This window comes from Amycolatopsis nivea (assembly GCF_004522235.1).
Taxonomy (GTDB): Bacteria; Actinomycetota; Actinomycetes; order Mycobacteriales; family Pseudonocardiaceae; genus Amycolatopsis; species Amycolatopsis nivea.
The window spans coordinates 1-14,797 of the sequence record NZ_SDLT01000083.1 but is presented as its reverse complement, the minus strand read 5'-3'; the positions used below and the strand labels follow the sequence as shown (position 1 = coordinate 14,797).

General features: G+C 65.0%; 9 protein-coding genes. 6 read left to right on the top strand and 3 right to left on the bottom strand.

All coding sequences use genetic code 11. From position 1 onward, the window contains the following. Window positions 1–339: 339 nt before the first annotated feature. Complete coding sequence (locus EIZ44_RS43835; protein WP_043829539.1) at window positions 340–723, bottom strand: hypothetical protein; 384 nt, start codon at window positions 721–723, stop codon at window positions 340–342. Between the two features lie 582 nt (window positions 724–1,305). Here EIZ44_RS43835 and EIZ44_RS43830 point away from each other — a divergent pair. Then, window positions 1,306–1,596, top strand: a complete 291-nt coding sequence (locus EIZ44_RS43830) for a hypothetical protein (RefSeq protein ID WP_167754476.1) — start codon at window positions 1,306–1,308, stop codon at window positions 1,594–1,596. Between the two features lie 136 nt (window positions 1,597–1,732). Here the strand turns inward: EIZ44_RS43830 and EIZ44_RS43825 are convergent, their stop codons facing one another. After that, entirely contained in the window at window positions 1,733–2,179 is a 447-nt protein-coding gene (locus EIZ44_RS43825) for an SbcC/MukB-like Walker B domain-containing protein (protein WP_167754475.1), read from the bottom strand. 420 nt (window positions 2,180–2,599) lie between these two features. Between EIZ44_RS43825 and EIZ44_RS43820 the strand changes: the two genes are divergently transcribed. Beyond that, a complete protein-coding gene (locus tag EIZ44_RS43820) occupies window positions 2,600–3,004 on the top strand; it encodes a hypothetical protein (RefSeq protein WP_235146646.1) in 405 nt (134 codons plus the stop codon). A 39-nt stretch (window positions 3,005–3,043) separates the two neighbouring features. After that, window positions 3,044–5,527, top strand: coding sequence for a hypothetical protein (locus EIZ44_RS43815; RefSeq protein WP_134734547.1), 2,484 nt, complete (start codon window positions 3,044–3,046; stop codon window positions 5,525–5,527). 347 nt (window positions 5,528–5,874) lie between these two features. Here EIZ44_RS43815 and EIZ44_RS43810 read toward each other — a convergent pair whose 3' ends face one another. Beyond that, window positions 5,875–8,022 (bottom strand): hypothetical protein, encoded by a 2,148-nt coding sequence (locus EIZ44_RS43810; RefSeq protein ID WP_043829531.1) that lies wholly within the window; start codon window positions 8,020–8,022, stop codon window positions 5,875–5,877. Between the two features lie 101 nt (window positions 8,023–8,123). Between EIZ44_RS43810 and EIZ44_RS45030 the strand changes: the two genes are divergently transcribed. The 3 genes from EIZ44_RS45030 to EIZ44_RS43800 all read left to right on the top strand — a co-directional run bounded on the left by EIZ44_RS45030 (window position 8,124) and on the right by EIZ44_RS43800 (window position 14,776). Beyond that, window positions 8,124–8,297 (top strand): hypothetical protein, encoded by a 174-nt coding sequence (locus EIZ44_RS45030; protein WP_167754474.1) that lies wholly within the window; start codon window positions 8,124–8,126, stop codon window positions 8,295–8,297. Window positions 8,298–8,965: 668 nt separating this feature from the next. After that, complete coding sequence (locus EIZ44_RS43805) at window positions 8,966–13,132, top strand: LamG-like jellyroll fold domain-containing protein (protein ID WP_043829551.1); 4,167 nt, start codon at window positions 8,966–8,968, stop codon at window positions 13,130–13,132. Window positions 13,133–13,177: 45 nt separating this feature from the next. Continuing rightward, complete coding sequence (locus EIZ44_RS43800) at window positions 13,178–14,776, top strand: hypothetical protein (protein ID WP_134734546.1); 1,599 nt, start codon at window positions 13,178–13,180, stop codon at window positions 14,774–14,776. Window positions 14,777–14,797: the final 21 nt, after the last annotated feature.

The following is a 14,797-nucleotide window of genomic DNA, read 5'->3' as shown; positions in this document are numbered from 1 at the left end:
CGCAATGCCGAACCGGGGCCAAATCACGATGCCACGGCCAACCACTTGCCCGCGTCCACGAACATGCCATGAAGCTTGCGTTCTGACAGATACAGCAGCTCGCGCATCAGGTCATCGTAGCGACTCGCTCCGGTCAGGTGATCTGTAACTGGTTGAACCGGTTCGTAGGGCGGAAGTGGTCGTCACGCGCACACTCCCCACGCGAGCGGAACCTGGTCTCCTTGTCCTAGCTCGCTCGACTAGCAGACTGTCCCTGTTCCGTCGCCGGAACAGCCAGATGATGACCTTGAATTGTGCAACAGCTGTATAGATGCATAAGGTGCATATTTGATGACAGGGTCAAGTAATGAGCCTGATCGCCCCGTCCTCGTTCTCGAGCCCTGCCAAGATCGACGGCAGCGCGGGCAGTACCTCGTCGTCGACGACGAGGTACTGCTGCTCGGCGCACAGTCCTGTGTGCTGGAAGCTCGCGAGTAGGTCGCCCAGTGCTGGCGGGGTGAGGGCTTCGATGTTCCGCGCGACTTGGCGGCATTGCTCAATTTCTTCCAGGGAAGACGCGGAGTCCGCGGTGACTCTGCGCCACAGATCCAGGTCCATGCCGATCGAGGTGATCGTACGCCTGGTGGCCCGCTCGGCACGGCCGATGATCCCGATGCCGTCCGGGTCCAGGTCGCACCACCCCGCCAGGGGGATGCCGGGAAATCTTGCGATGAAGCGGTGCATGAGTCGCCGGTATACCCTTCCGGCCACACGACGAGCCATCGTCGGTGGACGTCAATGTTCTTGCAGACCTGTTCGAAGTTCTCGTGGTTTTCCACCAGGAGCAGACCGCGCGGCCGCGTGTCGAGGATGTCCGCCTTCAGGAGCGCGCGGAGAGGAAGGCAGATCTACGGCATGGCGAGGTGCGCCAGTGCGACGGTGACTCCGTCCACCACCCAGGTGAGCGGGCCGCGCATCTGGATGGGCTGGTCCCTGAGTTCGATCGCCTCCTAGAGTGACTTCCCGATCAGGTTCTGGAACGCTGCTTTGGACCCTGCGGACCATCGTTTCGAACTGTCGAGCGCGGTCGTGGGCTAGCTTCGCTCGGAGATCGGTTTTCCCTTGTCGACGCGTTCGTAATAGACCTGCTGCGACGCGCAGGGCCGAGTTGTACGGCTTCCAGTGAGTCGATCCGGTCCGGGTTCCGTTCGACACCACGAACTTGTCTTCCTTGCCCAAGGAATGCAGCAAGAGCAGTTCATCGGCGAGCTCTGGGCTACCGGCTATCGCTTCCGCGAGGGAATACCGAGCCCGTAGTACCTCCTGTTGTCTGGCGATCCGCTGGTACCTGGCGTGCCCGGAGTGGGTGATGGTGCTGCCGCCGGTTTCGATGAGCAAGCGCCGCAGACCTATTCCCAGCGCTCCGGTGCGGAGGACCCGGTCGGCCACGGTCAGCTTGACTTCGCCTCGGCGACTGCACGCTTCCCGGCCGAAGAGGCCGTGGATGTCGTTTCACTCTTCGTCGGTGAGACCCGTGAGCCGCAGAGGCGAAGCGAGTTTTCCGTTGTTCCAGAGCCGTTCGTGCGCGGCGGCGCAAAACCGTCTGCCGCCGGCTGACGCGCCCCAACCGGCCACTTCGTCGGCGACTCCGGGCGGTAGCGGTGCTGTCGCCGCCGAGCGGAGTTTAGGCGATGACGTCATCGTCGGCGGGCACGGCGAGCGGGTCGGGCAGGCGGTGGTCACGTTTTCCGTCCTAGATGAACGGCGTTGCCAGTACGCCTTCCTGGCCGGGGTCTCGGAACAGTTCGTAGGTGGCTACTCCCGGCACTTCTTCATGAAAACCCCGCTCGTCGTGGCTGGTCATGACGAAATCCAGGTCGAGGTCCGTGGGCAGGCCCATGCAGTGCCCGCGCATCTCGGCGTCGATGCCAGCGAAGGCCTCGTCGAGGTAAACCGGGTGCGGCGCGGTCGGCTCGAGTGCCTGGTAGTGCGCCGCGGCGGCGACGAACAGCGGGAGTTGCAGCATCACGGCCTTCTCGCCGCCGGACCCCTGCTGGTGCATGCCGTCGGTTAGGGCACGCCAGGGCTCGCTGGCTTTGCGCACCCGGATCCGGAACCGGCACCAGCTGCGGTAGCCGAGCGCCTCGCGCAGCCGCGTCTTCCAGTCGTCCGGCGAGTCCCGGTCGCGAACGGTCTCCACCCGCTTCACGAGGAAGTCGATCAACTCGGTGCGACTCTCGCGCGCGAGGTAGCGAGGTGCCTGGCTGTCGAGCAGGCGGCGCGTGCGCCGTGTCCTCGCCCACCTCCGGATCGGCGTCCCACTTCAGCTCCATCAACAAGCCGGAAGCGGTCGGGCGCTGGCGAAGCAGGAAATTCATCCGATCGACGAGCTGCAGCGCCTCTCGGCGGCAGCTGCGCAGGTGCTCGCCAACCTTGCCGACGAGCACCTTGCCGAAGAGCTCGGGTTCCCGGCCGTCCAGCAGCGTGCGCCGAGTTTTGATCTCGTCGCTCAGGATCCCCGCATCCGCACCTGTGGGGTTCCAGAAATCGGTTCAAGCGCCGGACCTGCGGAAACAGACACGTTGCGGGCAGGGCATGAGCGCCAGTCGGGACGCTGCGTGTGTTGTATCTGGTCTTCCTCCGGCTGGTGGGTCTGCTGGTGTTGCTCGGTCGTTCGTCGGCGTGGAAGGACGTCGAGTTGCTGGTGCTTTGCGACGAGGTGGCCGTGCTGCGGAGAGGCAACGCGAAGCCGCGCCTGGACTGGGCCGACCGGGCGGTGATTGCTGCGTTGGTCCGCCTACTGTCCACAGGATTGCGGCTGCGCCGGTTGGTCACTCCGGCCACGATCCTGCGCTGGCACCGGCGTCTGGTCGCCGGAGAGTGGACGCCTGCCGTCGGGCCGGACCCTGCCTCGATACCAAAGACGGTTACTCAGCGTAAGAAGAATGGTCCAATGGATGAGATAGGCGGGCGCGACACGCGAAGCGTTGTGCAATCCGCGGGAGGTGGGGGCCATCTTCGATGAGGTTCGGGAGCGCTTCGGCGAATGTGGTTGGCTGCCGCTGTGACGGATTCCGAACCCTTGACTTACTCGGTGATCAACCGTGGGCTCCGAGCGTCGCGGGTGGTGATCGTTTTCGACGGGGGTAGTGAATGGACCTACTGGGCACGCCGGGCGCTGTTTCTGGCTAATCAGGTCTGGGGAGGTGTCGGGTTCGCGCTGGTCCCGCACCGAGACGGTGTGGTCGATCCGGCCCTATTGCACGCCTGCCGCGCCTACGACCCGGACTACGTGGTTGCCTTCGGGCGCACACTTTCCGAGATCGACCATTTCGAGCCCGGGAAGCTCCAGATCCGTGGTGCCGACGGCGCCCCGTTGACCGGCGCAGATCGCGCGGCGGCATTGGCCAGAGCCGACAGGGAGCCCGGCTCCGCTCCTTCCGAAGCCGATACGCGAGCCCGTGATGTGGTGTCGAGCGTTTGCTCGCCGTACCAGTTCGACAGTGCGGAACCACTGCTCGACGACGTTTTTCTGCTGGACTGCCCATCGCCTTCGTTTCCCGCGGCGATCGAGGTCCCCGGAGCTCACCAGGGTCACGTTCTTCAGTGCCCGCCTTCATGGGACGGTCTGCTTGGAGTGGCGATCGCGTCCAAGGTCGGGATGGTCGAGCCGCCAGACCTCAACGCCACCACACCACCGGAAAACCCGGAGGCGTCGTCGGAGCTGACTCGTTGGTTGCTTGGCCAGCCAGCTGGCCCCCTTCCGCGCGAGTTGCTGTGGTTCCCGAACGGCATCGCAACCGGAGTGTTGACTGAGCAGTCTCGACATGCGTTCGACCGGACGATGGCCGGCCTTACCCGGGTGACTTCCACCACTTACCGGGACAGGATCGACACTGCGGTGCTGGGCGACACCGCCGAGGATTTCGCGCTCGCGCGACTTCGTGACCTGACCTACGGCCGCACGGTCTGGCTGCCGAGCATCCTCGGCACCGAGGACGTCACGCTCGCCTATCCCATCGTCGCCAAGCTGCACGGTTCGGCTGGCAGATCGCGCGGGTGGAAACATGAGGCGCTGACCATCACTTCGGTCTCCCGACCGCACGAAGAAGTGATTGACTTTCGCGAACGGTTGGTAGCTAGTGCAGCGGGCACCTTCCGTGCTGAGTCTGCCGCCGCTGACGGGGTTCACGTGATCCCGGCCGTCGAGGCGGATTGGCCAGCAAGCGGCTTCACCCATGTCGCGGTGCAAGAGCAGTTCGACGACGTGCTGCCCGTGCCGACATTCACTGACGAGACCGGCACAACCGAAATGGTGGCACCCCTGCCCGCGCCGTCGTTGAACGATGCGGCGCTCGCAGCCCACCGGGGTCTGGCCTGGCAGGTCGATGTCACCTGGGCGGGCAGCCATTCGATTCGCGGTCGCCGCGTTGTGGGCAGCGAACTGTTCGGTGCCAGGACCCACGAGTGGCTCACGATGGCACGGGCCAGCCGTAGCGGGATCTCCCACCGTGCTGAGCGTTTCGACTTTGTGCCGGCCGGCACTCAAACCGTGAACCAGCTCGCTCGGCCGACACTGCGGAACCTCAGCCTGGCCGGTTACGTCAATGCAAAGGCCGCCGAACACGACATGACTACCCGGGTTAGCGACGCCGGGCAGCGCACCGCTCAGCTGACCCGGATGCTTGGCGGCCGTCGTGAATTTGCCTCATTGTTCGGCGGGCCGCTGCTTCCCGCGCTCCACGACCTCCTGCCGGCGAGCTCCTCTGTCGAAGAGGCCTACCCGGATGGACGTGGCGTCGTATTGCGGGTCGGAGAAGGCGTGCTGAGCTTCGACGGTTTCGTCGACCGCACTGACAGGCTGTCCGACAAAGAGGTTCGCGGCGAGCTCGACCGCGCGTTGCGCGCGCGGGTCCTGCGCCGCGGACTGGTGTTGCGCTGTGCCGTGTGCCAGAGCAAGCAGTTTCTGATCATCGACAAAGTCGCCCAGACTTGGCGCTGCGAGCGCTGCGACAGCGGGAACGAGTTGGACCACAGCGCCTGGCACCACTCCACGTGCGAACCCGCATGGTTCTACGGGTTGCACCCGGTGGCACAGCACTTGCTCCGGGACCACGGCGACGTGGTCGCGCTGCTGTCAGCTCGTCTGTCTGCGCCGTCGCAGGGCCGCCCTGTGCGGTACCAGGACCTTATGGAATTGGAGTTCCTGAAAGACAACGAGCCGCAGGTCGAAGTTGACTTGATCGCCTACCGCGAGGACGCCCTCATTGTGGCCGAATGCAAGTACAGCGATGACTTAGGTGGCGGCGTGAGAGTCAAACGGCGCGCCGAGATCGACAAGAAGTGCCGGGCCGCGGCGTGGGTTCAGGCCGATCAGTTGGTGTTCGCGACCACTGCCTCAGCCTGGAAACCGAGCGCTGTCGGGGCGATTAGTGCAGCTGTGCGCGGTTTCGAGGGCTGGTCAGCCTGCAGCCGGCCCGCCGTACGGCTTATCACCGGTCTGGGAACAAATTCCTCCCACGAAGAAGTCATTAGACCTGGCTCCTGACGGCACTTCTCTCGTGATTCTCGCCTCGCGGACGTGCTCGTCATGCCGCGACTTTGCTCGTGCCCAGCCACGACGCGGTGCGGTGGCACAGGGATCCGTCAGTTAACGAGCTCGAGGGGCACCGTGTAAGAACACGTTCTCGATAACGGTGTCCGCGCGTCAGTCTCGTCTTGCGGCAAACGCCCTCGTCTGCCAGTGAGCGGCTGCTCGCTATTTAGCTGATCACCCCCAGCAGCGGACATTTTCGGGGAAGTGAACTCTCTTGTGTATTGCGGATGGCGGCGTTGGCTGGGATTGAGATCCCGAAGCTGTACGGGGAGTTGCCCACAGGCGATGGTCACACCCAGTCACCGCGATGGCTCAGTTGCCAACTCGGTCCACGTGCGCAGGAAGTGGCTTTCCATGCCACCTGGGTGAGCGCTTCGCACGATGACCTGGTCGTCGCCAGGAGAACGGAACATGGCGAGGACCTCGTCCTCCAGAAGGCAGATCCCGTATTCGCCGCTACCGTCGATGTAGACACCGGCCGGTCGCCCGGCCGCCCAGAGCGCGCGTATCTTGCGTCGCAGAACTGCGACGGCCCCGCTGGACAGGATGACTCGGTCTCTCCTTCCGCCGAAGTGGAGAGGCGGATAGGCGATGTCCAGTGCTGCAGGGACGGCTTGGGTGTAGCCGTCCAGCAGGCGATCCGCAGGAATGGCGTCGATCATGGCTGACAGTGCGGCGGGATCGGCGTCGGGTTCACAAGGCAGATCGAAGGTAGCGTGGAGCAGGGCTGTCAGTCCCACGAGAGCACCTCGCCGCCGGTGGGCAACGTGCGCTGCGATCTCCAGTCCTCCCCGCGCGTTGTAGATCGTTTGAGCGACGATCTCCCGTAGGTCGATCTCAGGTGCGATCGTCAGCAGTCCTTCGTCGAGCGCCTGTGCGTTCTGGAATGCGGCTTCAACCAGGGTCTTGTGCAGCGGGCTGGTATTGCCGACGAGGTCATCGCCGATCCACGTGACGAGCTGCCGGATCACGTCCGGATCCTCGGTAGGTTCGCCACCGTTGCTCGGCCCGATGACAAGCTGTGGTGGGCGTGTCGCAGTGTCGGCGAGCGATGCGGCGAGCTGCAGTTCGGTCATGGGAACGGCCAAGTCGGCGCGTGCCCAGGCCAAAAGCGAACGGATCCGGTTGCGGACGAGCGGGTCTGTCTTCACCTGGTACGCCTTGGCGTATGTCCACAATCGCGCGAGCCGAAACCCGAGGCGGGAGAACCACTGCGCGCCAAAGGCCGGGATCTTCTCGTCTGGCGCGATGGTGTCGATGACCTTCAACGCGAAATCGGGTGTGTGAGTGCCGATCACGGTTCCTGCGAGCTCGCCACAAGTGTCGGCGAGTCGTACCGGGTTGGTGAGCAGGTCACGGGTGTAGTCGCCGATGAGGCCCCAGGAGTTGAACACGACCGGGACGGCGTATCGGTCCATGATCGGGCCCGTGCTGCGGTGACGCTGGTCGCTGCGCATGTCGCGCCAACTGCCGGTGCGGTGCCAGCTGACGGTTCCGTGCGATGACAGGAACCGTGTCGCGGCATCGAGTTCAGGCGAGGAGGGATGCCAGCGGTCGCCGCAGCCGAGTTCCGCGACGCGCTTGTGCAGGGGCGAGCGCGTCATCGCGCCGAGGAAGTAGTCCGCTTTCGCGGCACCGAGGAAGCCTGCCGGATTGACCCGCGCGACGGTGAGTCCGGCAGGCTCGATGGACCCGATGGGGTAGTCGCTGTTCTCCCAGGCGAAGCCGAAACCAGTGACGCCGCCGCGGTCTGCCTCACGCCCGATCAGGTCTAGCGCGCTTCCTAGCAGACATTCCGTCGAGACGGGATCGGCGTGGGGGTCGTGCGGGGTGAACCTCAACGTCATGGTGTCGATATGGCGTGCGGGGATGACGTCCTGCCCCAGGCTCGTCCATCCCGACGGAAGCCGGACAGTGAGTTGCAGGGATTCATCAGCCTCGAGGCAGAGAATTCTCAGCCCGTGCCAGGTGATCAACGACGAGAGCGAGTGGTCCAGCAGCGGCGCGTAATCCGTGGAGACCACGACGAAGCAAATGTCCGTCCGAGCCGAGAACGGCAAGTGGTTGCGCAGCTCTTGTTCATAGGCGAGCAGTTCGGTGATCGTCTCTCGCGCGGTGGCCTTGGCTCGCTTGATCTCGAACACCACCACCGAACCTGTTTCCGGTGACACGTAGAGCAGGTCGGCGTACAGCTTTTCAGACCGGTCGAGAGAGATCGACCGCGTGTAGTTGGACACCGGCGTAAGCTCAACGAGCCGGTCGCGTACCATCAACGCGGCATCGGCCACCCGATGGAGGACGATGTCGTCCAGGAGCAACAGCCTCTCGCTTCCCTGCACCTGATCCAGTGCGACAGATTCCACCTCGTCCCAGCCGGCGATGCTGCCGACTAGTCGACCGTCGCCGATCAGCTTGTCTACGAAGCCCTGTAATTCCTTTTCCAGCACAGTTCTCCCCCATGTGGTTATGCCCCTTGATGCCCGTCAGCGCGGCAACGCTTGACGAGGAAGTCGATCTGCGTCGGCTAATGTGCTCCGGCAGTTGGCGCTTGCTCGACGCTGACGAGGACTTCGCCGACGCGGGCACCGCTTCAGCGGAGCCGCGAACAGCGAACGCCTCGATCCGCCGCGTGCGGACGGTCTCGGAGCCCTCGATCTCGATCGCTTTGCGGCGGCCGAGCACGTCGCGCAACTTCTGCAACCGGAACGTCCGTCCAGTCTGAAGGATGAGTCAATAAGGAGGTCATCGGCGACATGATCACATCTGATCGCTCGCAGCGAAGCGGACTGCCACTGACACTCACCCGAATAGAGCACACCTTCTGTGCGTCGAGTGCTCGTCGCGGAATCCGTCGATGCTCGACCTGGTCATTAGCCAGCGGCTGGCCGCCCTCGCCAGTCGCTGGCTGAAGCGTTCCGCCCCCCGGCCCCGGTTCCGCGGCGCAGGCTTGCACCACAGGATGTCGCTTTGGCACGTCGGAAGAGTTGCATGCATGGTTAGTCGATAGCTGTCTCGCTTGGTCGGCTTATGGTGTGTTAGTGACTAACTCAGGCCCGACTTTTCGGCTTGTCTGAATTGTTCTATTTGTCTTGTTGTGAAGTTGGCATGGACATCGCTGCCTGGAATTCTTGGCTGTTTTGTAACCTGACGTCGAATGCTCCGTTTGGCGTATTTCCTTAAATTGGTTGATTAGGCAAAGTAATCCCGGGTTCGTCGGGGGCCCAGCGTTTGCGGCTGGTTGCTCTGGGCGAGGGGGATGTCGTGCGTGGTCGGGTTGTGCGCTGGCGCGCTTTTTTCGTTGCGGCGACGGTGGTGTTGGGCACCGCGACAGTGGTCCAGACCGGTGGTTCGGTAGCTGCGGCGGCTGTTCCTGACACGGCGGCGGACGAGGTGACTGCGGCTGCTTACGCACGCGAGGGCGACAAGCAGGTCGAGGTTGCCTCGGAGACGACCGAGACCACGCAGGTGCTCGCGAATCCCGATGGTTCGTGGACGATGACGCAGTACGTGCATCCCGTGCGGGTGAAGCAGGGGACTGCCTGGGTTGCGGTCGATTCCACGCTGGTGCAGCGATCCGACGGCACGATCGGCCCGAGGGCCGCCGCGATCGATCTCGCGCTCAACCCGGGTGGGGCCGGTTCCGCGGCGACACCGATCGTGAAGGCTGGCGCGCAGGACAAGGCGGTCGGGCTGAAGTGGACGGCCGACTTGCCGAAGCCGCGTCTGGAGGGCGACACCGCGACTTACGCGGAAGTGCTTCCGGGCGTGGACCTGACGGTGAAGGCGGCAACCGAGGGCTACACCGAGAACCTGGTCATTAAGACAGCGGACGCGGCGAAGAACCCCAAGTTGCGCGAGATCGCGTTCGGTCTGTACACGAAGAACACATCCGTTTCCGTCGCGGAAGGCGAGGGCCGCGGCACGCCGGCGCAACCGAAGCCGACCGACGGCCTGCAAGTGACGGACGGTTTCGGCAAGGTGCTGTTCGCCGGTGACGCATCGCGGATGTGGGACTCGTCGGGGGTCGGATCGCCCGCTGAGCAACAGCTTGGCGAAAGCGGCGGCCGTCGTGAGGCGGTGATGGGCTTCCAGCTCGCGGCGGACAAAGTCACGATCGCTCCTGACCAGTCGTTCCTGGACGATCCGGCGACGCGGTACCCGGTCTCGCTCGATCCGGACAACTGGTGCACGTCCTGCGGCATCCAGTCTCATGTGGTCGTTCAATCCGGTTACCCGGACGCGCACAACTGGAACGCCTCCACCGGTGACCTCTCCGATCTCAAAGCAGGGTACGAGGATTACGACCGGGCCGGGACGTCACGGTCCTACATCCAGATGAACACCTCCCGGCTGGGCGGCACGGCCATCCACAGCGCGACGCTGAACACGACGGTGCTGCACAGTTACAGCTGCAGCCCGCGGCCGACCGGACTGTGGATCTCGAACCCGGCCGACCCCGGGACGACGTGGAACCTGCAGCCCGGCTGGTCCTACCACGTGTCGGACATGAACGTCGCGAACTGCCATGACGCAGGCAACGTGGCGGGCCAGTTCGACGCGACCGGCGCAGCGCGGGACGCGGCGGCGAACTACTGGCAGAGCACGTGGTTCGTGCTCGCGGCCGCCAACGAGGGAGACGGTACCGCGGCGTGGCGCCGGTTCGCGCTGAACCCGTATTTCCAAGTGAACTACAACTCGTACCCGAACCCGCCGGCGAATCTGTCGATGCAGCGCGGCCTCCTCCCATGTGTCACCGGCCCGAACCGGCCGTGGGTGTTCACAAAAACCCCGCAGCTGGCCGGCCAGGTGTCGGACCCAGACGGCGGCACGGTGCTGGCGAAGTTCGGCGTCGCGTTCGGCGCAGTAGGGCACAACGTCTACAGCCACGACAACGGCGCGAACCTCGTCGCAGTGGGCACCGCAGGACCGAATCAGCGCGCGACCGCTCAACTGGCGGCCGTTCCAGCGGGCTGGATCAACGACGACGGTATCTACAACTGGTCGATGCAAGCGACCGACGGCGAGTTGTGGACCAACTGGGTCGGCAACTGCGAGTTCACTGTGGACTCCAAAGCACCGCACGCCCCGAGCGTCACGATGACCGGCACTCCACCGGTGAATCAGGGGGACACGGCGGCCTTCTCGGTGCGCGTCGACATGGCGACCGCCGGTCTCTACGACATCGACCATTTCATCTTCACGACCGATGGTTCCGAGCCGCAGGTGCAGGGCTCGCTGACCGCGCCCGCCACACAAGGGACTGACGCCGGGGGCGCGTTGATCGCGACGACGAACCTCAGCACCACCGCGGTGAACGGCAACCAGAACCTGATCCGCGTCAAGGCAGTGAACAAGGCAGGCACACCAGGCCCGGTGGCGACGTGCGTGGCTGACGGTCATCTGGACGGCCCGTCCTGTTCGTATCACGTGCAGCCGGTGACGCCGGGCACGAACCTGGCCGGCGCGTGGTCACTGGACGAGACCGGCGGCACCACCGCAGCGGACACCGCATCGACCACGCCGGGCAACAGCGGCGTCGCCGTGCACAATGCCGCGCTCAGCGGCGGAGCGGCTTGGTCGGCCGGTTACAACCAGGGCAATAGCTGGTCGCATCCCGACGCGAACGGATACGGCGAGGGCGCGAAGGGAGCCTTGAGCCTCGACGGCACGTCAGGCTTCGCTCAGACCTCGGGGCCGGTACTCGACACGACGAAGTCGTTCTCGGTCGGCGCGTGGGTGAAACTGACCGACACCACCCACTCCCAGACCGTGCTGGCGCAGGACGGCACGCTCACTGACCCGTTCCTGTTGCAATACAACAAGGAAAGCAACGCGTGGGTCATGCGCATGACCACCGGCGACAACACCGATCTCAACGACGCCAGGGCGATCGCGAGCGGCGCACCGCAGCTGGGCATCTGGACTCACCTGACCGCGACCTACGACGCGAAGACGAACATAGCCACGCTGTATGTCAACGGCGTCAAGCAGGGGACGGTCGCTGCGCACCCGTGGGCCGCGACCGGGCCGATGCTGATCGGTGCCAGCAAGTGGAACGGCAGCAGGATCGACTATTTCCACGGCCAGATCGACGACGCACAGGTGTGGCAGCGTGTGCTGTCGGCCTCGGATGTGCACGACTTCGCCAACGTTGGCGTGCTGGTCGCCGCGTATGGCCTTGCCGAGGGATGCGGTCCTGAGCTGACGAGCTCGACCTCGCGCGTGCCCTCCCAGCAGGTGAACTGGCAGCTCGACGAAACCGCGGGCGCAGTGGGACACGACACCAGCGCGTTCGGCAACGACGTGAGCATGTCCGGTGGCTACAGCTGGGTGCCGGGCCACTCCGGCGGCGCGGTGCACTTCGACGGTGCGACCGGAACTGGCACGTCGTCCGGACCAGTCGTGAACACCGCCGGCTCGTACACCGTGTCGGCGTGGGTGAAACCTGACGATCTCAACGGCACTCAGACGGTGCTGACACAGCCGGGCAGCCACGCGGAAAACTTCGTACTGCGCTACGCCAAGGACGTCGGGCACTGGGTCTTCGGCGTGAACTCCGCGGACGACTCCGCCGCGACGATGCGGTGGGCAGTCGGGACGAGCACGCCGTCGGCCTCGACGTGGACGATGGTCTCCGTCGTGTTCGACACCGACACCAAGCAAGCGCGGCTCTACGTCGACGGCAAACGCGAAGCGACCATCACCGCGCCTACGGCATGGGGCGCGACCGGCAACGCGCTACTCGGGGCAGAACCAGGTGCTGTGAACCTGTTCAAGGGAGCCGTGGACCAGGTCGGTGTCTGGGCGACCGGGCTCAACGACGACCAGATCGCGGCGATGGCGGGGTACAGCTACTACGAGTCGGTCGGGCAGCGGGCGAGCAGCGCCTCCGGCGGCGTTCAGCTCACGGCAACTCCCGACGCCGGAGGCAACCCGACCGCGTGTGCCGCGCAGTTCGACAATTCCTGGAGCGGCCAGGTCGACGTCCCAAAGCCGGCGAACTTCCGCACGGACAAGTCGTTCACCGTGGAAGCTTGGGTCAGCCACACCTGGACCGCTGCCGACGTCTCCGCCATCGGTGCGGTCGATCCGTACGCCCGGGCTGTGGCCGGCGGGAACGACGCACAGTACTCGCCGTTCCTCCTCGGCTATCGCGCCGTGGCCGACAGCGCGGGGAAACTGCACGGGAAGTGGAGTTTCCTGCTCTCCACGTCGGCGACCAGCGACGGTGCCTGGTACGCGCTCAGCGACGCGGACGTCGCCGACAACACATGGACACACCTGGCGGTCTCCTACGACGCCACGACCCACATGGTCACGCTGTACGTCAACGACGTGAAGCAGAACTTCTTCCTCAACACCCAGGACGGCAGCGGCGTCTCCGGCCGCGACGGCAGCAGCGGCCTGTTCCTCGGCCGCGGAATCTGGGGCGGCAACCGATCGGACGAATGGTACGGACGGCTCGCGGGCGTCCGCGTGTACTCCGGCGTTCGCGGTGCCGCCGTCGTCGGCAACGACTTCACCAAAGACGACCCGCGCCTGCTGTTCCGAGGCTGACTTCCTTCCGTGACGCGACTTTCGAGGCTTGAGGGCAGGTTGACCATGCGTGGACGCATTCGGACGAGACGGTGGACCAAGGTCACGGCCGGCGCGGTCGTGGTGGTGCTGACGGCCGCGGCGCAGCAGGCGGTGTCCACCGGGGCCGCGAATGCCGCCAGCGGGTGGCACGGCCTCGGATGGGACCTTCCCGCGACACAGCAAGCGAAATCAGTTCCCGGCAAGGACGGCGGTCTCGCGGATCACCCGGCCCCGCCCCCGTCCGCGCCGCTGCCGGCAGTGTCCTGGCCCAATGCGTCCACCGCGGATCTCAATCTGCCGGAAACCGGTGCCGCGAAGGCGGTTTCGGGGGGCACACCCCCGGCAACGGTGAGCCGTGCGGCCCGCGGTGGTCACGGTCCGGGCAAACTCCGGCTTGAGATGCTCGACCGTGCCGCGACGGAGCGCGCAGGCATTAGCGGTGCGCTGTTGAAGTTGTCGCCGGTCGAAGGCGACACGGCCGGTCCGCTCGACCTTTCGCTCGACTATCGGTCCTTCTCCGGGGCCTACGGAGCCGATTACGGCTCGCGGCTGCGGCTCGTGCAGTACCCCACATGCATTCTCACCACGCCAGATCAGCCGCAGTGCCAGACGAAAACGCCGCTGCCATCGGCCAACGACACCAAGACCGACCGGGTCTCCGGACAGGTCGCTTTCGCACAGCAGAACACGGCAACGGTGGTGGCCGCGGAAGCCGACGACAAGGGCGACGGCGGGGATTTCAAGGCCACTGACCTCAAACCGGCGGGTTCATGGAGTTCCGGCGGTTCGACCGGTGCATTCACCTACTCCTACCCGCTCAACCTCCCCGCCGGACCTCACGGAAAAGGACCCGGACTGAGCCTGGACTACTCGTCCGATGCCGTCGACGGCTTGACCTCGGCCACCAACAACCAGGCTTCACCGGTCGGCGACGGCTGGACGCTCTCGGGCGGCGGCTACATCGAACGGTCCTACAAGTCCTGCGCCGACGACCTGGGCGGCAACAACGGCCAGAACAAGCAGAACGGCGACCTGTGCTGGTTCTCCGACAACGCCACCCTGTCTTTCGGCGGCAGCAGCGACATGCTGGTCAAGGACAAGGATTCTGCGAACAGCTGGCACGCGAAAATCGACAAAGGCTCGAAGATCGAGAAGATCACAGGTGCGGCCAACGGCACGCAGGGCGGCGAAGCGTGGAAACTGACCACGATCGACGGCACCCAGTACTACTTCGGGCTCAACCACTTGCCCGGCTGGCAGAACGGCAACGCCGAGACTCACTCGGCGTGGACCGAACCCGTCTACGGCAACAACCCGGGCGAACCGTGCTACCACTCGGCATTCGCTGATTCGCTGTGCGGCAACCAAGCGTGGCGCTGGAACCTCGACTACTCCGTCGACACCCACGGCAACGCCACCGTCTACTACTACGACAGCGAAAACAACGCCTACGCCGTCAACAACAACACCGCGGCCCCGACCGCTTACGTGCGCGGCGGCTATCTTTCCCGGATCGAATACGGCTTCAACACCCGCGTCGCGGGCGTCTACTCGACACCGCCCGCCCGAGTTCTCTTCGACACCGCCGAACGATGCCTGCCGACTGGGATTGACCCGTTTTGACGGACAGGGTCGTTGAGGTGT

Coding starts and splice junctions, on each gene's coding strand:
- EIZ44_RS43800 (WP_134734546.1), top strand. CDS start 13,178: ATGCGTGGACGCATTCGGACGAGACGGTGGACCAAGGTCACGGCCGGC.
- EIZ44_RS43835 (WP_043829539.1), bottom strand. CDS start 723: ATGCACCGCTTCATCGCAAGATTTCCCGGCATCCCCCTGGCGGGGTGG.